Source organism: Streptomyces durhamensis, assembly GCF_000725475.1.
In the GTDB taxonomy this organism is placed as follows: domain Bacteria; phylum Actinomycetota; class Actinomycetes; order Streptomycetales; family Streptomycetaceae; genus Streptomyces; species Streptomyces filipinensis.
Genome location: NZ_JNXR01000013.1, coordinates 114,190 through 136,583, shown reverse-complemented (window position 1 = coordinate 136,583; position 22,394 = coordinate 114,190). Strand labels below are relative to the sequence as shown.

The following is a 22,394-nucleotide window of genomic DNA, read 5'->3' as shown; positions in this document are numbered from 1 at the left end:
ACCTGACGGACGGGGGCGTGCCGGGCGGCCGCCGTGTCTCCACGAGGCCCGTGCCGGACGACCGCGTACTGATGTGCCGGTCAGTCGGTCGGAAACAGTCTTTCGAGGACGGCGGCGATCCCGTCGTCCTCGTTCGACAGGGTGATCTCGTCCGCCACCGACTTGAGTTCGGGGTGTGCGTTGGCCATGGCGACCCCGTGCCCGGCCCACTCGAACATCGGGATGTCGTTGGGCATGTCGCCGAACGCCAGGGCCTTCGGTGCGGCGATCCCGAGTCGTTCGGCGGCCAGTGCCAGACCGGTCGCCTTGGTCACCCCGGACGGCTGCAGCTCCACGGTCCCCGGCCCCGACATGGTGACCGTCGCCAGCGAACCCACCACCGCGCGCGCGACGGCCGCCAACTCGTCGTCGGACAGCTCGGCATGGCGCAGCAGCACCTTGCTGATGGGCTCGCACCACAGGTCGTCGCGCCGGCCGACCCGCACGGCGGGCAGGGTCGGGTGCGGCATCAGATAGCCCGGCTCGATGAGCGTGAGCCCGTCGACGCCGTCCTGGTCGACGGCCGCGTAGACCTGTCCCACCTCGGCCTCGATCTTGCCGAGCGCGGTCTCGGCCAGCTCCCGGTCCAGCCGGACCGACCACAGCAGACGGCCGGACCCGGCGTCGTAGACCTGCGCGCCCTGCCCGCACACCGCGAGCCCCGTGCAGCCGAGGTGCTCGAGCAGCGGCCGTACCCGCGGGGCCGGGCGGCCCGTCACCACCAAGTGCCGCGCACCGGCCCGCGCCGCCCGCGCGAGCGCGGCGAGCGACCGGTCGGAGACGGTGTCGTCGCCGCGCAACAGCGTTCCGTCCAGGTCGGTGGCGATCAGTGCGTACGCGGGGGAAGCTGCCATGATCAGAGAATACGGATACCGCGCCCCGCCGACTCATCTTGTCGTCCTGCGCACTTACGTACTGGTCGGCCCCAACTGGTGGCACCCGGCTCCCTGATGGCGGTGTCGATGCGAGGAGACGCGCCGGTGAGGCGCGGACCAGCGCGGACGGCTGCGTCTCGTCGTAGTGGCCGGCCAGCCCTCCGGTCCCTCGGCCGCAGTGCACCCGGCGTCACCGCGGAGGGGCGCCTCGCCCCGGGCGGCGACGGCGGGTGATCGCTCCTCGCTCGTGCCCGCCTCGGGTGGATCCGCCCGCATGGGCGTGCACGCACACGCCGCGTCCGTCACTCCGGCCGGCCGGCAGCCCGGTGATCCCCCCCTGCGGCGCGGTGGGCTCCCCTGGCCTGCACCGCGCCGACAGAAGCCGCCCGGGGGACGCGGCGGCCCGGGCCGGATCGGTCCGTGAGCCTCAGCCGTGGGCCGCCGCCAGGTGTTTCGCCAGGCGCGGGGAGGCGAACCCCGTACCGCACACGAAGCGCATCACCGGGCCGTACGACGACGCCGCCGGCAGGCCGGTGAAGTACAGGCCGGGGACGGAGGAGACGCAGCCGGGGCCGAGCCGGGGCGTGCCGCGGCTCACCGCGAGCCCGGTGCGCAGTTCGTGGCCGAGGAAGTCCATCGCCGCGATGTCGACGCGGTAGCCGGTGGCGGCGATGACGTGGTCGGCGGTGAGCCGCTCGGTGTGCCCGCCATGGGTGCGGACGGTGAGGACGGGGCTGCCGTCCGGCGCCTCGGCGGCCACGACCCGTTCGACGTCCTCCACCTGTACGGCGCTCTGGAAGCGCTCGCGCAGCCACCACGCGCCGAGCGGTCCGAGGATCCGGCGGACCAGGAAGTGGCGGGTGGCCTCGGGCAGGTAGCGGTAGGGGTGCGGGTAGTAGCTCAGCGCCCACAGCGACCAGGCCCGGCCGAACGGGGACTCGGGGCGCAGCTTCGGCTGGTCCCAGGGCGGCGCGCCGAAGGCGACCCGGCCGCGGCCGCGCGCGACGACACGCACGCGTGCCCCCGCCTCGGCGGCGAGCGCCGCCGTCTCCAGCGCGGACTGTCCCGCGCCGATCACGATCAGCTCCTTGCCCTCGAAGCGGCCCAGGTCGTGGTGCTGGGAGCTGTGCGAGAGCGGGCCCGTGGGCGCCGGTCCGTCGGCCGCCGCTCCCGCCAGCTCGGCCGGGAGGTGCGCCAGGCCCGACAGGCCGGTGGCGACGACGACGGCCCGCGCGGTGAACATCTCGCCCGAGTCCAGCTTCAGTTCGAAGCCGCCGCTCTTGTCGCGGTCCACGGAGACGACCCGCACCCGCTCCAGGCCGGGGACCAGCTTCTGCTGGAACCACTCGCCGTAGGCGATGAAGGTCTCCACCGGGATGATGTCCTCGTCGGTCACCAGGCGGCGGATCCCGGCCGCGTCGCAGTAGTCGGCAAGGGTGTGGCCGGACTGCGGGCAGTCGAGGTTCGAGGCGACGGGCGTCGACTTCAGGAGCATGCCCTCGGGCATGTGGTCGCGCCAGCTGACCATGGGGTCGCCGAAGACGCGGACGGGGATGCCGCGGGCCCTCAGATGGGCGGCGGTGGACAGGCCGAACGGCCCGGCCCCGATGACTGCAACCGGTCGAGTCACGAAGTCCCTCCCCAGGACACGGTGCGCCACGCGTGGTGGCCTTGCCTACTTCGTGGAGGTGCCGCTGCCGCGGCGGTTGGTCCGCCACAGCTGATAGAGGTGCTTCGCGCCCGGGCGCACGAAGCGGGCGAGCATCGTGAGGAACGGCAGCGGGTCGTCACCCGCGAGCCAGGCCAGCTCCGTCCCGCTCGCCTTCGCCGGCGCGTGCGGCGTCGTGTAGCCGCTGCGGCGGTAGGCGAGGAGGGCGGGCAGGTCGATGTTCTCCACGATGTAGCGGTGGCCGGCCCGCTGTTCCCCCTCCGGAACGGGGCGGCCGGTCAGGTTCAGGTGCATGGCGCGTACGACGTCCACACCCGACTCGTTCTCGAAGAGCCGGAACTGGGCGCCCATGCGCGGGTTGAAGTCGAGGAGCTTGTACTGTCCGTCGCGCCGGTCGAAGCGCAGGTCGAGGTCGATGATGCCGCTGTAGCCGATCTGCTTGATGAAACGCGCGGCGAGGTCGGTGAGTTCCGGGTTGTCGACGACGTACGCGTTGGCCGTCATGCCGGCGTGCGGCGGCCACGAGCGGACCTTGACACCGGTGAACAGGGCGAGGGGGCTGGAGTCCTGGTCGAAGCAGGCGTGCACGATCCAGTCCTCGGCCTCCTCGCGCGGCAGGTACTCCTGGAGGATCACGCCCGGCCGCGAGCCCCAGTCGCGGGCGAGGGTGAGCAGGCCCTCGCGGGTGGCGATCCTCGTGGTGCCGCCCACCGCGGGCCGCGTGCGCCGGACGAACGCCTCCCGGTTCTTGGCCACCACCGGGAAGCGGGCCGTGTCGGCGAAGGCGACGACGTCCTCGTACGTCTCCGGGAACGCCGACGCCGGGGCCGCGATGCCGTGCTCCACGCACAGTTGGTGCAGGCCCTGCTTGCTGGCGAGCCGGCGCGGCAGCCCGGGCTCGACGCGCGGAAAGAGAAAAGTTCCGGCCAGCTCCTCCTGGTGCTCGGCGATGAGTACGGCGGCCTCCTCGTCGGTCGGGACGAGGACGGTCGGGCGGCCGATACGGCGGCCGACGCGCAGCAGGCCCTCGACCAGGTGGCCGGGGTCCTCCGCCCCGGTCGTCGGCCACACAAAGGCCTTCTTCAGGTAGCGCGAGGAGGCCGCGGGCGTGTACGCGTCCTCGGTGATCGCATACATGGGCACGCCGAGCCGGCCCAAGCTGCGGATCGCGCCGACACCTCCGTGGTGCAGCGGATAGTCACCGAACTTGACGATCAGTCCGGGCACGTCGCGGTCCGCTTCGAACGGCACACTGACGGCGTTTTCGGCCACGGGTCCCCCCACGTGTCCCCCCAAATGGAACGGACCCACCCCGTCCGTGTCCCCCAAAGGACGCTAAGCCGGAATTGCCGCCTCCGACAAGGCTTATCCGGACATTGCGAACTCTTTAGGCAGGGTACGAGCAACCTTTCGAGCGTTCTCCGCCTCACGTGATGGCGGCCCGCGGCGCATGTCACGACGCGCCTCGGTACGCACCGTGACGCGCTTCGGCGCCCGCCGCAGTGCCCCTGGACCCACACCTTTCGGACACCCCCCGAGGGCGCCGCCCGGGGCACTGCCCAAGACATGCATCACAGCCGTAACGTGTGGCGCGATCACATGGAACGCATCGCCATGCATGGCCCGGATGAGAGTGAGGCAGCACCACCATGCCCCCCTTCGACGTCCCCGAGGGCGACCCCTTCGGCCCGCACAACCTTCCCTATGGCGTGTTCTCGCCCTCCGGCGGCACGGAGCGGAGGGTCGGCGTCCGGCTCGGGGACCACGTCCTCGACGCAGGCGCAGCGGCCGCCGCCCTCCGCTCGTCCCACCACGCGCTGCTCGCGCGCCCCACCCTCAACGCGCTGCTGGCCGCCGGCCGCCCGACCTGGTCGGAGGTACGGCGCGCCGTCACGGCCTGGGTCACGGACCCCGCCCACCGCGAGACCGTCGAGCCGCTGTTCCACCCCCTGTCCGAGGTGACCCTGCACCTGCCCTTCGAGGTGGCGGACTACGTCGACTTCTACGCCTCGGAGAACCACGCCCGCAACGTCGGCCAGATCTTCCGCCCGGACGCCGCGGACTCCCTCACCCCCAACTGGAAGCATCTGCCGATCGGTTACCACGGCCGCTCCGGCACGGTCGTCGCCTCCGGCACGGACGTCGTACGGCCTTCGGGGCAGCGCAAGGCCCCGGCCGACCCGGCACCCGTCTTCGGCCCATCGATCCGGCTGGACATCGAGGCGGAGGTCGGCTTCGTCGTGGGCGTGCCGTCCAGGCTGGGCAGTCCGGTGGCGCTGGCCGACTTCCGTGACCACGTCTTCGGACTGTGCCTCCTGAACGACTGGTCCGCGCGGGACATCCAGGCCTGGGAGTACGTCCCCCTCGGCCCCTTCCTCGGCAAGTCCTTCGCGACCTCGGTGTCGGCGTGGATCACCCCGCTGGAGGCACTGGAGCACGCGCGCGTGGCGCCTCCGCAGCGCACGCACCCGCTGCTGCCGTACCTGGACGACGCGGCACCGGGGATCGAGCCCGGCGGTTACGACCTGCGCATCTCTGTCGCGATCAACGGCCACGTGGTCTCCGAGCCGCCGTTCTCGACCATGTACTGGACCGCCGCCCAGCAACTCGCCCACATGACGGTGAACGGCGCCTCGCTGCGCACGGGCGACCTGTACGGCTCGGGCACGGTGAGCGGCCCCGACGAGCGTCAGCGCGGCTCGCTGCTGGAGCTGACCTGGAACGGCCGTGACGCCCTCGAACTCCCGGACGGCAAGCGGACCTTCCTGGAGGACGGCGACGTGGTGACCCTGTCGGCATGGGCCCCGGGGCCGGACGGACGCCGTATCGGCCTGGGAGAGGTCAGCGGGCGGGTCGTGCCGGAGTGAGGGTGCCGGAGCGAGAGTGCCCGAACGAGGGGCGCCGGAGTGAGCGGCGTCTTGTAGCAAGAAGTTGACACAAGTCTACCGGGTCGAGCATCTTGTACTCACCGCTTGATACAAGCGGTGAGTACAAGTCGTGCTTCCACGGGGGACTTCCATGACCGATCTCGACATGACCGTCCCAGCGACCGCCTCCCGGGCCCCGGCCGACCGCTACGCCCGCTGGACCGGCGTGGCCACGGGCGCCCTTGCGGCCTGCTGGCTGTCCACGCTCGGCCACGGCGACGGCGTGCTGTACGCCATCCCGGCGTTCGGCCTGTGCGCGGTCGCCGGCGTCCTGACGGGGGACACACTGACCGCACCGGCCCGGGGAGCCGTCCGCACCGCCGCACTGGCCCCGCGCCGGGTCCGCGACTACGTACCGCCCCGGACGACCTTGCTGCTGATCGTCCTCGCGGTCGCCCTGGTGGCGCTCCTGGCCGCGGCAGGCTCGGTGGCCTCACCGGACGACCTGGGACGGGCGGGCCGTGAACTCACCCTGACCTGCCGGGGCATGACCGAGGGGCACGGCCCCTGGCCTGGGTTCTCCTACGGCCTGCCCATGCTGGCCTCCCTCGCCGTCGCCACGGGCGGCTGCGGCTGGTCCCTGCGGCGGATCGCCACCCGGCCCGGCGACGAACAGTCCCGCCGCGACCGCTCACTGGCGATCGTGGCCGCGTGGGGGGTCGTCGTCTCCACATCCCTGCTGGGCGCGGCCACGACCGCCTCTGGCGCCCTGACAGACATGACATGCGACGGCACGGCGGGCACCATGGCCAACGCGCTTCTGCTGCCGCTCGCGCTGGTGTCCCTGGTGACCGCGCCGTGGATGCTGTTCACCATCTGCTCGCCCCGGGCGGCACGGCGCCGCCGGACGGACCGAGGGGCGCGCCGGTGAGCGGCGACACCGTACGGGTCGACACGGCCAGCCCCGTCCCGCCCTACGAGCAGATCCGCGCCCAGCTCGCCGCCCTGATCAACAGCGGCCGGCTGGCCGAGGGCGAGCGTCTGCCGACGGTCCGGCAGCTGGCCGCGGACCTCGGCCTGGCGGCGGGCACCGTGGCCCGCGCCTACCGCGAACTGGAGGCGGCCTCCCTCATCCGGACCCGGCGCGGCGCGGGGACGCGGGTGGCTCCGCCGCCACCGGGCGCCCACCGCCGCCACACGGCGGAACTCACCGACGGGACCAGGGACTACGTGGCCTGGGCACTCGCTCTGGGATTCACGGAGGACGACGTCCTGGAGGCGGTGCGGCAGGCCTTGCAGGGACGCAAGACGTAAGGCCTTCGCGTTCCTGCGAGCCGGGCGAGCACCCGCGCGGAAGGAGAGGCGGTCGAACTCGGGACCGATCACCGCCGAGACCTGACTCGCGCCGCCCCTCACCGTCATACTGGGCGGACACGCACCACACGACGCGCCCTCGGCGCGCCGCCGCACCACCGACACCGCGCAACTCTCCGACCAGGAACCGGAGCCCCGGCATGACCGTCTGCCTGCTCCTGCTGAGCGTCGTCGCCCTGACCGCCGCCCTGCCGGCGCCACGCGCGCTGACCCGTGCGGCCTGGACCGAGCGGGAACCGGTGGTCGCGCTGTGGGTGTGGCAGTGCCTGGTCGCCACCGTCCTGCTGTGCTGCCTGGCGGCACTGGTCCTGGGCACGGCGGCCGTCTTCCACACCGTCCGCGACCGCGTCTTCGCCCCCGCACCGCCCTCCGTCACCGCCGCCTACGACCTCTCCTCCGCGCCGGTCTGGGCCGCCGCCCTCACCGTGCTGCTGGCCTGCGGAGCCGCCTGGACGACGGCGATGCTGGCCCGGGAACTCGTCGAGGCCCGCCGCAGCCGCGGCCAGGCCCGCGCACAGCTGCGGGAACGCGCCCCCGACCTGCCGGCCGGCCTGCCCGCGGCGCGCGGCCCGATGCTGGTGCTGGAGGACGAATACCCGGACGCCTGGTGGATGCCGGGACACCCGCCGCAGCTGGTCGTCACGACGGGGGCGCTGCAGCGTCTCACCGACCACCAGCTGGACGCCGTCCTCACCCACGAACGCGGGCACGCGCGCGCCCACCACGACTGGCTGCTGCACCTGTCCACCGCGCTCGCCACGGGCTTCCCTCGCGTGCCGCTCTTCGCGCACTTCTGCGACCAGACACACCGCCTGGTCGAGCTGGCCGCCGACGACACGGCGTCCCGGCGCTGCGGGCACCTCACCACAGCCCTCGCGCTGATCGAGCTGAACCAGCACCGGGGCGTCCTGTCCTGCGACTCCAGCCGGCGCCTCCTCGGCGAGCGCGTGGACCGCCTGCTGGAACCGCCACCGAGGCTGCTGCGCCGGCACCGGGCCCTGACGACGACGGTGGCCGCCCTGGTGCCGCTGCTGCCGCTCCTGATCACGTTCGCGCCTGGCCTGACAGCACTGTCCTGACCTGCCCACCGGGTGGCAGATCTTCCCGCCCGAAGCAGGAAAACCGCAGCTCAGCGCCGTATCCAACACACCCTCACCTGGCGCAACACTTCGGCAACACCGCATTCCCTACCCCATCGGTATGGTTTCAGCCATGCCACCCACCGACCGCCCCCGAGACCATGCCGGTCAGGGCGCCGCGACCACCGTCGCCGCCCACCGCGCGCGTCGACGGCTGCGTGCGGACCGGGCCCGGCAGCTCGCCGACCTGCTGCGCCACCAGATCCTCACCGGCGCCTTCCAGAACGGCCCCCTCCCCCACGAGTCGACCCTCGCCACCGACTACCGCGCCTCCCGGAACACCGTCCGCCAGGCCCTGGACCTCCTCCGGGCCGAAGGCCTGGTGGACCGGCTGCCCGGAGTCGGCACCGTCGTCGTCGCCCAGAAGTACCCGCACGGGCTCGACCGCCTGATGGGCCTCGCGGAAACCCTCCGCGAACACGGCCGCGTCACCAACGAGGTCCGCACCATGGGCCCCGCCCCCGCACCCGCCCCGGTGGCCGACCGCCTCCGCCTCCCCGCCGGCGCCGACGTCCTCTACATCGAACGCCTGCGCCGCCTGAACGGCCTCCCGCTCTCCCTCGACCTCACCTACATCCCGCTCGACATCGGCACCGCCCTGCTCGGCGCCGACCTGGAGAACACCGATGTCTTCCGCCTCCTGGAAGCCATCACCGGCCAGCGCCTCGGCCACGCCGAGATCACCCTGGAGGCGGTGAACGCGGACACCCACTCCGCCGCCGTGCTCCAGGCTCCGCGCGGCGCAGCCGTACTGATGCTGGAACGCCTCACGCACCTCGCCGACGGCCGCCCCGTCGACCTGGAGTTCATCCGCTTCCGCGGCGACCGGATCACCATGAGCGGCCTGCTCCACCGGTCGTAACACGCCCCCTGCCTGCACGTTTCCTGGAGACAGCCATGCCCTTGGCGCCCCAGCGGGCCGACGTGCCCGTGACCATCGACGAGTCGAAGTGCATCGACGGCTGCACCCTCTGCGTGGACATGTGCCCGCTCGACTCCCTGGCCATCGACGAGACCAACGGCAAGGCGTACATGCACGTCGACGAGTGCTGGTACTGCGGCCCGTGCGCGGCCCGCTGTCCCACCGGAGCCGTCACGGTCAACATGCCCTACCTGCTGCGGTGAGAGGTACAACCACCATGAAACGTACGGCAGTCGCCGTATCCGCCGTCGTGCTCCTCCTTCCCCTGTCCGCCTGCGGCGGCAGCGCCGAAGCGGGCAGCGGCTCCACGGTCACCGTGACCGTCGGCTACCAGTCCAAGACCATCAACACCGTCACCGCCGGCACACTGCTGCGCTCCCTCGGCTACTTCGAGAAGCAGCTCAACGCCCTGCACGACGGCCACACCTACAAAGTCGACTGGCAGGACTACGCCACCGGCGCCCCGATCACCGCCCAGATGACCGCCGGCAAGATCGACATCGGCTCGATGGGCGACTTCCCGCTGCTGCTCAACGCGGCCCGCGGCAAACAGCTCGGCCGCCCCACCCACCTGGTCTCGGTGACCGGCTACAACCTGCGCGGCGGCCTGAACACCGTCGTCACCGCACCCGGTTCCAAGCTCACCTCTCTGAAGGACCTGCAGGGCAAGAAGGTCTCCACGAGCATCGGTTCCGCCGCGGACGGCACCCTCGTACGGGCTCTGCAACGCGCCGGCATCGACCCCGACAAGGGCATCTCCAAACTCAACCAGCAGCCCGCCGTGGGCGCCTCGGCGCTCTCCTCCGGCAGCGTGGACGCTCTGTCGCAGTTCGTCGCCTGGCCGGGACTGCTGACCTACCAGGGCAAGGCCAAGGCCCTGTACGACGGCGCCCAGCTGAACCTGCCCACGTTCCACGGCGTGACCGCCCGCGAGGACTTCACCAAGCAGCGTCCGGCCGTCCTCGAGGCCTTCCTCAAGGCCCAGGCGGAGGCGACGGACTACCTCAACGCCCACCCTGTCACCGCATCCGAGAAGGTCGCCGAGGCCACGGGCCTGCCCGCCGAGGTGGTCTACCTCTACAACGGCGCCCACGGCATCGCCACCTTCGACCCTGCGGTCAAGCCGCAGCTCGTCTCCGCGCTCGAGCAGGACGTGTCAGTGCTGAAGGCCGCCAAGCTGACCGGCGACATCGACGTGAACTCCTTCGTCGACGACCAGTACGTCAAGAAGGCCCTTGCCGCCTCCTACGCCAGGCGCCTCACCGCCGCACCCGCGCCGGCCGCGAGCGAGGTGTGGCCCAAGGGCAGCGAGAAGACCGTCTCCTTCAAGTCCGCGAAGGAACTGCTGGCCTACGTGGCCGGGCACAAGGACGGCGTCCGCGCCGCCTATGTGCCCGACGCCACCACCGGCACCCTCTGGTTCGCCGACAAGGCGGTGTGGGTGACGAACGGCGACCAACTGCTGCCGTTCGTCACCCCCGCGACCGCACAGGCCTACGTCACCGCCCACGGCGGCACCCGTACGGTGTCGTACAGCGAAGCGCTGGAGCGGGCCTCATGACCCGGCGGCCCCTGGCCCGGTATGCGCTGCGGACGGCCTCGCTGGCCGTGTTCCTCGGCCTGTGGCAGGTGCTGACCAGCCTGGACGTGGACCTGTGGCTGCGGTTCTCGCAGTTCCCGACCGTCACGGACGTGGCCCGCGCCTTCGCCGACCGGCTCTCCGGCGGCGACTACTGGACCGACCTCACCGACAGCCTCACCCGCATCCTCACCGGCTTCGCCCTGGCAGCCGTCCTGGGCGTGGCGACGGGCGTGCTCGTGGCCCGCTCGCGCCTCGCCGAGGATCTGCTCGGCCCGGTGCTGGAGGTGATCCGCCCGATCCCTGCGATCGCCCTCGTCCCCGTCGCGATCCTGCTCTTTCCCTCCAATGAACAGGGCATCGTCTTCATCACCTGCACCGCCGCCTTCTTCCCGGTGCTGGTCTCCACCCGGCACGCGGTCCGCGCGCTGACGCCCGTCTGGGAGGAAGCGGTGCGCACCATGGGCGGCGGCCGGCTGCGGATCCTCGGCTCGGTGGTGCTGCCGGGCGCACTGCCCGGCATCTTCGGCGGCCTGTCGGTCGGCATCGGCGTGTCGTGGATCTGCGTGATCTCCGCCGAGATGATCTCCGGGCAGTACGGCGTCGGCTACCGCACCTGGCAGGACTACACGGTGGTGAACTACCCGGGCGTCTTCGTCGGCATGGTCACCATCGGCATCCTCGGCTGGGTCACCTCCACGGCCGTGGAACTTCTCGGCCGGCGCCTGACGCGCTGGCTCCCCCGCACCTCGTACGTGCCCGGTGGCCGCACCCGTGCGCCCCGTCCCGCTCCCGCCCCCGTGCGAGCCGACGGCGATCCCGAGCAGCAGACCCAGCCCGAGAAGCAGCGCCAGAAGGACACCGAGGAGGCCCGTGATGAGCACCTCGTCTGAGACCGTCGCCGCGCCCGTCGCGTCGGCGTCGGCTGCCGCCCGGGGCACCCGGCTCACCTTCCGTTCCACCGTGCTCGGCCGCCCTGACGCGCCGGTGCTGTACGACGTGGACCTCGACGTCTCCCCCGGCGAGATCCTCACCGTCGTCGGCCCCTCCGGCTGCGGCAAGTCCACCCTGCTGCGCACGCTCGCCGGGCTGCTGCCTCCACTGGGCGGCACGGCCGAGGTGGACGGCGCCCCGCTGACGGGGCCGTCGGCCGACCGTGCGCTGGTCTTCCAGGAGGACGCGCTGCTGCCCTGGCGTACCTTGCGCGGGAACGTCGAACTGCCGCTCGCCATCAGCGGCGTACCGCGCTCCGAGCGCCGTTCCCGGGCCGAGTCCTGGCTCACCCGGGTCGGGCTCAGCGCGCAGGCCGGGCAGTTGCCGCACCGGGTCTCCGGCGGGCAGCGCCAGCGCGCCCAGTTGGCACGCGCCCTAGCCGACAGTCCGCGCGCCGTCCTCATGGACGAGCCCTTCGGCGCCCTCGACGCCCAGACCCGCTCCGGCATGCAGGACCTGCTGGTGGAGGTGCTGCGCGGCACGGGCGCGACCGTCGTCTTCGTCACGCACGACGTCGACGAGGCCCTCTTCCTCGGCGATCGCGTGGCCCTGCTCGGCTCCGGCCGGGTGGTCGCCGTACGCGATGTGCCCGGGCCCCGTGACCGTGGGGCCGTGGACGACCCGGCCCGTGTGGCCCTGCGCCGCGACATCCTCACCTCGCTCGGCTCCTGAAAGGCACCCCGGTGACCACCCCCGCGTCCACTTCCCTGGAGATTCCCGCCGTCGCCGACGCCGAGGAGCTGACCTGCGACGTCCTCGTGATCGGCGGCGGCACCGCCGGCACCATGGCCGCCCTGACCGCCGCCGAGCGCGGCGCCGACGTGCTGCTGCTGGAGAAGGCCCACGTCCGCCACTCCGGCGCGCTCGCCATGGGCATGGACGGCGTCAACAACGCGGTCATCCCCGGCCGCGCCGAACCCGACGACTACGTCGCCGAGATCACCCGCGCCAACGACGGCATCGTCGACCAGTCCACCGTCCGCCAGACCGCGACCCGCGGGTTCGCGATGGTCCAGCGGCTGGAGTCGTACGGGGTCAAGTTCGAGAAGGACGAGCACGGTGAGTACGCGGTGCGCCAGGTGCACCGCTCCGGCTCGTACGTACTGCCGATGCCAGAGGGCAAGGACGTCAAAAAGGTCCTGTACCGGCAGCTGCGGCGGCGCGAGATGCGGGAGCGGATCCGGATCGAGAACCGGGTGATGCCGGTCCGGGTCCTGACCGCCGAGGGACAAGCCGTGGGCGCCGTCGGCTTCAACACCCGCACCGGCGCCTTCGTCACCGTCCGCGCGGGCGCGGTCGTCCTCGCCACGGGCGCCTGCGGCCGGCTCGGCCTGCCCGCCTCCGGCTACCTGTACGGCACCTACGAGAACCCCACCAACGCCGGCGACGGGTACGCCATGGCCTACCACGCGGGTGCCGAGCTGACCGGTATCGAGTGCTTCCAGATCAACCCGCTCATCAAGGACTACAACGGCCCGGCCTGTGCCTACGTCGCCAACCCCTTCGGCGGCTACCAGGTCAACCGGCACGGCGAGCGCTTCGTCGACTCCGACTACTGGTCGGGGCAGATGATGGCCGAGTTCGCCGCCGAGGTCGCCAGCGACCGCGGCCCGGTCTACCTCAAGCTCAGCCATCTCCCCGAGGAGTCCGTCTCCGCCCTGGAGTCGATCCTGCACTCCACGGAACGGCCCACCCGGGGCACCTTCCACGCCGGGCGCGGGCACGACTACCGCACCCATGACGTCGAGATGCACATCTCCGAGATCGGCCTGTGCGGTGGCCACTCCGCCTCCGGCGTCCGCGTCGACGACCACGCCCGTACGACCGTTCCCCGCCTTTACGCCGCCGGCGATCTCGCCTGCGTCCCGCACAACTACATGATCGGCGCGTTTGTCTTCGGTGACCTCGCCGGTGCGGACGCCGCCCAGTACACGGCCTACGAGGGTGAGCTTCCCGCGGACCAGGTGCGGGAAGCGCACGAGCTGATCTACCGCCCGCTGCGCAACGCGGACGGCCCGCCGCAGCCCCAGGTCGAGTACAAGCTGCGCCGTTTCGTGAACGATTACGTGGCACCGCCGAAGTCCGGTGCGCGGCTCTCCCTCGCCCTCGAGGCCTTCGAGCGGATGCGCGCCGACATCGCCGCCATGGGCGCCCGCACCGCGCACGAGCTGATGCGCTGCGCGGAGGTCACCTTCATCCGTGACTGCGCCGAGATGGCCGCCCGCGCCTCTCTCGCCCGCACCGAGTCGCGCTGGGGCCTCTACCACGACCGTCTCGATCACCCCGGCCGCGACGACGTCTCCTGGTTCCACCATCTCGATCTGCACAAGTCCCCCTCTGGTGCGATGGAGTTCACGGCCCGTCCCGTGGCTCCCTATCTGGTCCCGGTCGAGGAGTTCACGCCGGTCGGCGGTGCCTCCCGGCGGTTGGGCGAGGTTCATGCCGAGCATGTGGCCACGGCCGGGCCGCGCGAGGTGGCGCCGGTCGCCGCGGGACCCACGTCCGCGCGTGCCACCGCTTGCGCCGACCGGTCCGGCGCGCCGGGCACCGCCTCGCCCCGGCTGCTGCAGTTGCTGGAGCTGGCCGAGGCCGAGCCCGAACTCGGCCTGGTCGAGCCGTACCTGGCCGACGCGGATCCTGCCGTTCGCCGTACGGCCGTCTCGGTCCTCACCGAGACCGCGCCACCCGGCACCGGGCAGGCCCTGGCCGGTGCACTCGCCGACGTTGACGCCGAGGTCCGCGCGACCGCCGCGGCCTCACTGCGCGAACTGGTCGAGACCCTGCCGCCCGAACCGGCTCTGGGGACCGCCCTCACCGACGCCGTCACCGCAGCCGATCCGGTGGTCCGCGCCGCCGCCCTCGATGTGCTGCGTGCTCTGCGGCTCGGCGACGCCAGGGTGTTCGCGGCGGCGCTGGACGATCCCGTCATCGCTGTGCGCACCGAGGCCGTGCGCGCGCTCGTCTCCGTCGACGCGGTCCGGCCGCTGGCGGGTGCCGCGGACGATCCCTCCCGGGAGGTCCGGGTCACCGTGGCCAAGGCCCTGGCCGCCGTCGGCCTGGCGACGCTCACCGCGGCCGACCGCGAGGTGCTCACCACCACCCTGGAGCGGCTCACCGAGGACACCGATCCTTTGGTGAGCGGTGCCGCGTTCGCCGCACTGGCCGGCACCGGCTGCCCGGCCCCGCTCGCCACCCGAGCCGTGGCCGCGCTGTCCGATCCGGCCTGGCAGGTCCGCTCCGGCGCCGCCACCGCGCTGTCGGCCGCGTCCGCCGGCGCCGCCGTCCCCGCCCTGGCCAAGGCGCTGGCCGATCCGAACGCCGACGTGCGCAAGGCAGCGGTGCTGGCCCTGACCCGGCACCGGTCCACGGCAGAGGCACGCGCGGCCCTCGCCACGGCCACCGGCGACTCGGACGCGGACGTCAGGGCCTACGCGGCGCGGGGGCTGTGACCCCGCACCCAGCGGCTCCTGTATCCAGCGCCGGCCCGCGACGGGCTATATCCAGTCGTCGGGCTCCGGCTCCCCGTCCGGCTCCGGCCAGTCGGCTCCCGGTGCGTCGTCGGCGGCCGGGGCCGCCTCGTCCAGGGAGGCCAGCGCGGCCAGCACGCCCTCTCCGTACGTCGCCAGTTTCTTCTCACCGACGCCGCTCACCGTGCCCAGCTCGCGCACCGAACCCGGCCGCCGGCTGACGATCTCCCGCAAGGTGGCGTCGTGGAAGATGACGTACGCCGGTACGCCCTGCTCGCGGGCTTGTTCGGCGCGCCAGGCGCGCAGGGCCTCGAAGGCGGGCAGCAGCTCGTCGGGCAGTTCCGCCGCGGCGGTCCTGGCCTTGCGGTCGCCGCCGGACGCGCCCGCCGACCTCGACCGGGAGGCGGCCGGCTTCTTCGGCTCCTTGCGCAGCGGCACCTCCCGCTCGCTGCGCAGCACCGAGCCGCTCGCCTCGGTGAGCGCCAGAGTGCCGTACTCGCCCTCGACCGCGAGCAGTCCCTGAGCCAGCAGCTGCCGGATGGCGCCACGCCACTCGGCCTCGGAGAGGTCTTGTCCGATGCCGAAGACGGACAGCTGGTCGTGGTCGAACTGGATGACCTTGCCGGTGCGCTTGCCGAGCAGGATGTCGACGATCTGCAGGGCGCCGAACTTCTGCCCGCGCTCCCGCTGCAGCCGCACCACCGTCGACAGCACCTTCTGCGCGGCGATGGTGCCGTCCCAGGTCTCCGGCGGGGTGAGGCAGGTGTCGCAGTTGCCGCAGCCCGCGGCGTCGGCTTCCTGGCCGAAGTAGGCAAGCAGCTGGCCACGGCGGCAGCGGGCCGTCTCGCACAGCGCGAGCATGGCGTCGAGGTGGGCGGCGGCCCGGCGGCGGAACGCCTCGTCGCCCTCGCCGGACTGGATCAGTTTGCGCTGCTGGATGACGTCGTTCAGGCCGTACGCCATCCAGGCCGTGGACGGCAGTCCGTCGCGGCCCGCGCGGCCGGTCTCCTGGTAGTAGCCCTCGATCGACTTGGGCAGGTCCAGGTGGGCGACGAATCGTACGTCCGGCTTGTCGATGCCCATGCCGAAGGCGATCGTCGCGACCACGACCAGGCCGTCCTCGCGCAGGAAGCGGGACTGGTGGGCGGCGCGCACACCCGCGTCCAGGCCCGCGTGATACGGCACGGCGTCGATGCCGTTGGCGGTCAGGAACTCCGCCGTCCGCTCCACCGAGTTGCGTGACAGGCAGTACACGATGCCGGCGTCACCCGCGTGCTCCTGCCGGAGGAAGGCGAGCAGCTGCTTCCTGGGGTCGGCCTTGGGCACGATCCGGTACTGGATGTTAGGGCGGTCGAAGCTGGCGACGAAGTGGCGGGCCGTCGGCAGGTTCAGCCGCTGGGTGATCTCCTGGTGGGTGGCCCGGGTGGCCGTGGCGGTGAGGGCGATCCGCGGGACGTCCGGCCAGCGCTCGCCGAGGAGGGACAGGGTGAGGTAGTCGGGGCGGAAGTCGTGGCCCCACTGGGAGACACAGTGCGCCTCGTCGATCGCGAAGACGGAGATCTTGCCGCGGGAGAGGAGGTCGAGCGTGGCGTCCAGACGCAGCCGCTCGGGCGCCAGATACAGCAGGTCCAGTTCGCCGGCCAGGAACTCGGCCTCGACCATGCGGCGCTCGTCGAAGTCCTGCGTGGAGTTGACGAAGCCGGCCCGCACGCCGAGGGCGCGCAGGGCGTCCACCTGGTCCTGCATGAGCGCGATCAGCGGGGAGACCACGATGCCCGTACCGGGTCTGACCATGGCCGGGATCTGGTAGCACAGCGACTTGCCGCCGCCGGTGGGCATGAGGACGACGGCGTCGCCGCCCGCCACCACATGCTCGATGATCGCTTTCTGCTCGCCCCGGAAGGCCTCGTATCCGAAGACCCGGTGCAGCGTGGCCAGCGCCTCGCTGTCGGCCGCGCCCGGTCCCTCGGTCACCTGTGGCATCTCGCTGATCCCGCCCGTCACGCCCATTGTCCTGTCCCCCGCCGGTCCCCCGTGTGTCGTCTGTCGACCGCTGCATCCACGATAGGGGTCCGGACCGACAGCGGCGGACTTATCCACAGGCCGGGGGACGCCCGTGCGAGCCCGGCGCGTTCTCGGACGGACCAGGAGGCGTCATCCCGTCGGGCTTCCTGAATGGCCCGGCGATCATCCCGGGGGCATGCTGCTCGGGAAGTGCCCCTATCCCGGAGCACCGGCCTGACGGCATGCGACGGCCCCGGCTCCCTGGGGAGCCGGGGCCGTCGTGGGACTCAGCGCACGAACACTCCCGCCTGGCTCGCCAGGTCGAGGAAGTACTGCGGGGCCACGCCGAGCACCAGCGTGACCGCGACGCCCGCGGCGATCGCCACCATGGTCAGCGGGGACGGTACGGCCACGGTGGGGCCCTCCGGCTTCGGCTCGCTGAAGAACATCAGCACGATCACGCGGATGTAGAAGAACGCGGCGATCGCCGAGGAGATCACACCGATCACCACCAGCGGGGCCGCGCCGCCGGCCGCCGCCGCCTTGAACACGGCGAACTTCCCCGCGAAGCCGGAGGTCAGCGGGATACCGGCGAAGGCCAGCAGGAACACCGCGAAGACGGCCGCCACCAGCGGTGACCTGCGGCCGAGACCCGCCCACTTGGACAGGTGGGTCGCCTCGCCACCCGCGTCGCGCACCAGCGTGACCACCGCGAAGGCGCCGATCGTCACGAAGGAGTAGCCGGCCAGGTAGAAGAGGACCGACGAGACGCCGTCCTTCGAGGTGGCGATGACACCCGCGAGGATGAAGCCGGCGTGCGCGATGGACGAGTACGCCAGGAGCCGCTTGATGTCGGTCTGTGTGATCGCGACGATCGCGCCGCCGAGCATGGTGATGATCGCGACGGCCCACATGACCGGACGCCAGTCCCAGCGCATTCCGGGCAGAACGACGTACAGCAGGCGCAGCAGCGCGCCGAACGCGGCCACCTTCGTCGCCGCCGCCATGAAGCCGGTCACCGGCGTCGGCGCGCCCTGGTAGACGTCCGGCGTCCACATGTGGAACGGCACCGCGCCCACCTTGAACAGCAGGCCCATCACGATCAGCGCGCTGCCGAGCAGCAGCAGCGCGTCGTTGCCCATGGTGTTGGCGAGTGCCGGGTCGACGTTGGTGACCGTGCCGTCGACGACCTGGGCGATGCGCGCGTACGACACCGAGCCGGCGTAGCCGTACAGCAGGGCGATGCCGAACAGCGTGAACGCCGAGGCGAACGCGCCGAGCAGGAAGTACTTGACCGCGGCTTCCTGCGACATCAGCCGCTTGCGGCGGGCCAGCGCGCACAGCAGGTACAGCGGCAGGGAGAAGACCTCCAGGGCCACGAACAGGGTCAGCAGGTCGTTGGCCGAGGGGAACACCAGCATGCCGGCGATCGCGAAGAGCAGCAGCGGGAAAACCTCGGTGGTGGTGAAACCGGCCTTCACCGCGGCCTTCTCGCTGTCGCTGCCGGGTACGGAGGCGGCCTGTGCGGCGAAGGAGTCGACGCGGTTGCCGTGCGCCGCCGGGTCCAGGCGCCGCTCGGCGAAGGTGAACAGGCCGACCAGGCCTGCCAGCAGGATCGTGCCCTGCAGGAACAGGGACGGGCCGTCGACCGCGATCGCTCCCATGGCCGCGATGTGCGCCTTGGTGGTGCCGTAGCCGTCGGCCGCGAGTCCGACCACCGCGGCGAACGCGGCGCACAGGGCGACGACGGACACGAACACCTGCGCGTAGTAGCGGGCCTTGCGCGGGAGGAAGGCCTCGATGAGCACCCCGACCAGCGCCGCGCCGACGACGATCAGCGTCGGCGACAATTGTCCGTATTCGATCTTCGGCGCGTCGATCTTCGAGATCGGATCGGCCGCGGTTGTCCACAGGCTGTGGACGGCTGCTGCGCTCACTTGGCCGCCTCCACCTCGGGCTTGGGGTCCTTCTTGTGTACGTCGGACATGGTCTGCTTGACCGCCGGGTTGACGATGTCCGTGACGGGCTTCGGATAGACGCCCAGGAAGATCAACAGCACGATCAGCGGGGCGACCACCACCAGTTCACGCGCGCGTAGGTCGGGCATGGCCGACACCTCCGGCTTCACCGGGCCCGTCATCGTCCGCTGGTACAGGACGAGGGTGTAGAGCGCGGCGAGGACGATGCCGAAGGTGGCGATGATGCCGATCACCGGGTAACGCGTGAACGTGCCGACCAGGACCAGGAACTCGCTCACGAACGGGGCGAGTCCGGGCAGGGAGAGGGTGGCGAGACCGCCGATCAGGAAGGTGCCGGCGAGCACCGGGGCGACCTTCTGGACGCCCCCGTAGTCCGCGATGAGCCGCGACCCGCGCCGGGAGATCAGGAAGCCCGCGACCAGCATCAGCGCAGCCGTGGAAATACCGTGGTTGACCATGTAGAGCGTGGCGCCGGACTGGCCCTGGCTGGTCATCGCGAAGATGCCCATGATGATGAAGCCGAAGTGCGAGATCGACGCGTAGGCCACCAGGCGCTTGATGTCCCGCTGGCCGACGGCGAGCAGCGCGCCGTAGACGATGCTGATGAGCGCCAGTACGAGGATGACGGGCGTCGCCCACTTGCTGGCCTGCGGGAACAGCTGGAGGCAGAAGCGGAGCATCGCGAAGGTGCCGACCTTGTCGACGACCGCGGTGATGAGGACGGCGACCGGGGCGGTGGACTCCTGCATGGCGTTGGGCAGCCAGGTGTGCAGCGGCCACAGCGGCGCCTTCACCGCGAAGGCGAAGAAGAAGCCCAGGAACAGCCAGCGTTCCGTGCTCGTCGCCATGTGCAGCGAACCACTGGCACGGGCCTGCGCGATCTCCTGAAGGCTGAAGTTCCCGGCCACCACGTAGAGGCCGATCACCGCGGCCAGCATGATCAGGCCGCCGACCAGGTTGTACAGCAGGAACTTCACCGCCGCGTACGACCGCTGCCTCGAGGCCGCTTCCTCGCCCTGCGCGTGGGCGCGGTCACCGAAGCCGCCGATGAGGAAGTACATCGGGATGAGCATGGCCTCGAAGAAGATGTAGAAGAGGAAGACGTCGGTGGCCTCGAAGGAGATCACCACCATCGCCTCGACGGCCAGGATCAGCGCGAAGAAGCCCTGCGTGGGACGCCAGCGGCTGCTGCCCGTCTCCAGCGGGTCGGCGTCGTTCCAGCCGGCGAGGACGATGAACGGGATCAGCAGGGCGGTCAGCGCGATCAGCGCCACCGCGATGCCGTCCACGCCCAGTTCGTACCGCACCCCGAAGTCCTGGATCCAGGCGTGGGATTCGGTGAGCTGGTAGCGGGCGCCGTCCGGATCGAAGCGGACCAGGACGGTGACCGCCAGGGCGAGGGTGGCGAGCGAGACGAGCAGCGCCAGCCACTTGGCGGCGGTGCGCCACGCGGCCGGTACGGCGGCCGTGGCGACGGCCCCGACGGCTGGGAGCGCCGCCGTCGCTGTCAGCAGAGGAAAGGACATCGGTATCAGACCGCCCTCATCAGCAGGGTCGCGGCGACCAGGAGTGCCGCGCCGCCGAACATCGAGACCGCGTAGGACCGGGCGAAGCCGTTCTGGACCCGGCGAAGCCGGCTGGACAGGCCGCCGAAGCCGGCCGCCGTGCCGTTGACGACGCCGTCGACCAGGGTGTGGTCGACGTACACCAAGGAGCGCGTCAGGTGTTCGCCGCCGCGTACCAGGACGACGTGGTTGAAGTCGTCCTGGAGCAGGTCGCGGCGTGCCGCGCGGGTGAGCAGCGAGCCGCGTGGGGCGACGGCCGGGACGGGCTTGCGGCCGTACTGGGCCCAGGCGATGCCGACGCCGATGACCAGGCACACCATGGTCGCCCCGGTGACCGTCCAGGCGCCGACCGGGGAGTGCCCCTCGCTGTAGCCGGTGACCGGCTCCAGCCAGTGCAGGAAGCGGTCGCCGATGCTGAAGAAGCCACCGCCGAGGACCGAGCCGACGGCCAGCACGATCATCGGGATCGTCATGACCTTCGGGGACTCGTGCGGGTGCGGCTCGGCGTGCTCGCCCTGGTGCTCCGCGGCGGGCTCCGCGCTCGGGGCCTCCGGGGAGCGAGTGGGCTGGTTCTTCCAGCGCTCCTCCCCGAAGAAGGTCATCAGCATCACGCGCGTCATGTAGAACGCGGTGATGGCCGCGCCCAGCAGGGCCACGCCGCCGAGGATCCAGCCGTCGGTGCCGCCCTTGGCGAAGGCCGCCTCGATGATCTTGTCCTTGGAGAAGAAGCCGGACAGGCCCGGGAAGCCGATGATGGCGAGGTAGCCGAGGCCGAAGGTGACGAAGGTGACCGGCATGTACGTGCGCAGGCCGCCGTACTTGCGCATGTCGACCTCGTCGTTCATGCCGTGCATGACGGAGCCGGCGCCGAGGAACAGGCCGGCCTTGAAGAAGCCGTGCGTGACCAGGTGCATGATCGCGAAGACGTAGCCGATGGGGCCGAGGCCCGCGGCCAGGATCATGTAGCCGATCTGCGACATGGTCGAGCCGGCCAGTGCCTTCTTGATGTCGTCCTTCGCGCAACCGACGATCGCACCGAAGAGGAGTGTGACCGCGCCGACCACGGTGACCGCGAGTTGCGCGTCGGGAGCCGCGTTGAAGACGGCTCCGGAGCGGACGATGAGGTACACGCCCGCCGTCACCATCGTCGCCGCGTGGATCAGGGCCGAGACCGGGGTCGGGCCCTCCATGGCGTCCCCGAGCCAGGACTGCAGCGGCACCTGGGCGGACTTGCCGCAGGCGGCGAGCAGGAGCATCAGACCGATGGCGGTGAGCCTGCCTTCGGAGGCGTCGCCGGCGTGGCTGAGGACCGGGCCGAAGGCGAAGCTGCCGAAGGTGGTGAACATCAGCATGATCGCGATCGACAGGCCCATGTCACCGACGCGGTTGACGAGGAAGGCCTTCTTCGCCGCGGTGGCCGCGCTGGGCTTGTGCTGCCAGAAGCCGATCAGCAGGTACGAGGCGAGGCCGACGCCCTCCCAGCCGACGTACAGCAGCAGGTAGTTGTCGGCGAGGACGAGCAGCAGCATCGCCGCGAGGAACAGGTTCAGATAGCCGAAGAAGCGGCGCCGCCGCTCGTCGTGCTCCATGTACCCGACCGAGTACAGGTGGATCAGCGAGCCGACACCCGTGATGAGCAGGACGAATGTCATCGACAGCTGGTCGAGGCGGAAGGTGACGTCCGCCTGGAAGCCGGCCACCGGGACCCAGCTGAACAGATGCTGCGTCAGGGTGCGGTGTTCGGCTCCCTTGCCCAGCAGGTCGGCGAAGAGTACGAGACCGATGGCGAAGGAGACGAACGAGAGCAGCGTGCCGATCCAGTGGCCGACGGCGTCGAGCCGCCGGCCGCCGACCAGAAGGACGGCCGCTCCGAGCAGGGGCGCCGCGATGAGCAGCGCGATCAGGTTCTCCACGATTCTTCC

The 22,394-nt window shown here is 71.6% G+C and carries 17 protein-coding genes; 10 read left to right on the top strand and 7 right to left on the bottom strand.

From position 1 onward, the window contains the following. Window positions 1-80 precede the first annotated feature (80 nt). From IO33_RS0120180 to IO33_RS0120170, 3 genes are all read right to left on the bottom strand, one after another. Entirely contained in the window at window positions 81-893 is an 813-nt protein-coding gene (locus IO33_RS0120180; protein WP_031166929.1) for an HAD family hydrolase, read from the bottom strand. A 448-nt stretch (window positions 894-1,341) separates the two neighbouring features. After that, the gene (locus IO33_RS0120175; protein ID WP_031166927.1) at window positions 1,342-2,544 is read right to left on the bottom strand and encodes an FAD-dependent oxidoreductase; all 1,203 of its coding nucleotides are present in this window, start codon (window positions 2,542-2,544) and stop codon (window positions 1,342-1,344) included. Window positions 2,545-2,589: 45 nt separating this feature from the next. Next, window positions 2,590-3,834, bottom strand: a complete 1,245-nt coding sequence (locus tag IO33_RS0120170) for a carboxylate--amine ligase (protein ID WP_031166926.1) — start codon at window positions 3,832-3,834, stop codon at window positions 2,590-2,592. Between the two features lie 398 nt (window positions 3,835-4,232). Between IO33_RS0120170 and fahA the strand changes: the two genes are divergently transcribed. The 10 genes from fahA to IO33_RS0120120 all read left to right on the top strand — a co-directional run bounded on the left by fahA (window position 4,233) and on the right by IO33_RS0120120 (window position 14,906). Continuing rightward, window positions 4,233-5,450, top strand: coding sequence for a fumarylacetoacetase (gene fahA / locus IO33_RS0120165; RefSeq protein WP_031166924.1), 1,218 nt, complete (start codon window positions 4,233-4,235; stop codon window positions 5,448-5,450). 151 nt (window positions 5,451-5,601) lie between these two features. After that, window positions 5,602-6,381: a hypothetical protein gene (locus tag IO33_RS0120160; protein WP_051926871.1), complete on the top strand. Its 780-nt coding sequence runs from the start codon at window positions 5,602-5,604 to the stop codon at window positions 6,379-6,381. After that, the gene (locus IO33_RS0120155; RefSeq protein ID WP_031166921.1) at window positions 6,378-6,764 is read left to right on the top strand and encodes a GntR family transcriptional regulator; all 387 of its coding nucleotides are present in this window, start codon (window positions 6,378-6,380) and stop codon (window positions 6,762-6,764) included. The genes IO33_RS0120160 and IO33_RS0120155 overlap by 4 nt, the downstream gene beginning before the upstream one ends. 200 nt (window positions 6,765-6,964) lie before the next feature. Beyond that, on the top strand, window positions 6,965-7,903 hold the full coding sequence (locus IO33_RS0120150) for a M56 family metallopeptidase (protein WP_031166919.1): 939 nt from the start codon (window positions 6,965-6,967) through the stop codon (window positions 7,901-7,903). 133 nt (window positions 7,904-8,036) lie between these two features. Beyond that, a complete protein-coding gene (locus IO33_RS0120145) occupies window positions 8,037-8,825 on the top strand; it encodes a GntR family transcriptional regulator (RefSeq protein ID WP_031166917.1) in 789 nt (262 codons plus the stop codon). A 35-nt stretch (window positions 8,826-8,860) separates the two neighbouring features. Then, window positions 8,861-9,088: a 4Fe-4S dicluster domain-containing protein gene (locus IO33_RS0120140; RefSeq protein WP_031166915.1), complete on the top strand. Its 228-nt coding sequence runs from the start codon at window positions 8,861-8,863 to the stop codon at window positions 9,086-9,088. Window positions 9,089-9,102: 14 nt separating this feature from the next. After that, window positions 9,103-10,446: an ABC transporter substrate-binding protein gene (locus IO33_RS0120135; protein ID WP_031166912.1), complete on the top strand. Its 1,344-nt coding sequence runs from the start codon at window positions 9,103-9,105 to the stop codon at window positions 10,444-10,446. Further along, window positions 10,443-11,357 carry an ABC transporter permease gene (locus IO33_RS0120130; RefSeq protein WP_078963795.1) on the top strand — a complete coding sequence of 305 codons (915 nt, stop codon included), beginning with the start codon at window positions 10,443-10,445 and terminating at the stop codon, window positions 11,355-11,357. Before IO33_RS0120135 ends, IO33_RS0120130 begins: the two co-directional genes overlap by 4 nt. Continuing rightward, entirely contained in the window at window positions 11,341-12,129 is a 789-nt protein-coding gene (locus IO33_RS0120125) for an ABC transporter ATP-binding protein (protein ID WP_031166907.1), read from the top strand. Before IO33_RS0120130 ends, IO33_RS0120125 begins: the two co-directional genes overlap by 17 nt. Window positions 12,130-12,140: 11 nt before the next feature. After that, window positions 12,141-14,906, top strand: a complete 2,766-nt coding sequence (locus tag IO33_RS0120120; protein ID WP_031166905.1) for a fumarate reductase/succinate dehydrogenase flavoprotein subunit — start codon at window positions 12,141-12,143, stop codon at window positions 14,904-14,906. 45 nt (window positions 14,907-14,951) lie between these two features. Here the strand turns inward: IO33_RS0120120 and recQ are convergent, their stop codons facing one another. The 4 genes from recQ to nuoL all read right to left on the bottom strand — a co-directional run bounded on the left by recQ (window position 14,952) and on the right by nuoL (window position 22,385). Further along, entirely contained in the window at window positions 14,952-16,934 is a 1,983-nt protein-coding gene (gene recQ, locus IO33_RS0120115; protein WP_031166903.1) for a DNA helicase RecQ, read from the bottom strand. A gap of 281 nt (window positions 16,935-17,215) precedes the next feature. After that, a complete protein-coding gene (nuoN, locus tag IO33_RS0120110; protein ID WP_031166901.1) occupies window positions 17,216-18,865 on the bottom strand; it encodes an NADH-quinone oxidoreductase subunit NuoN in 1,650 nt (549 codons plus the stop codon). Then, window positions 18,862-20,433: an NADH-quinone oxidoreductase subunit M gene (locus IO33_RS0120105; protein ID WP_031166899.1), complete on the bottom strand. Its 1,572-nt coding sequence runs from the start codon at window positions 20,431-20,433 to the stop codon at window positions 18,862-18,864. The genes nuoN and IO33_RS0120105 overlap by 4 nt, the downstream gene beginning before the upstream one ends. Before the next feature lie 5 nt (window positions 20,434-20,438). After that, a complete protein-coding gene (gene nuoL, locus IO33_RS0120100; RefSeq protein WP_031166897.1) occupies window positions 20,439-22,385 on the bottom strand; it encodes an NADH-quinone oxidoreductase subunit L in 1,947 nt (648 codons plus the stop codon). Window positions 22,386-22,394: the final 9 nt, after the last annotated feature.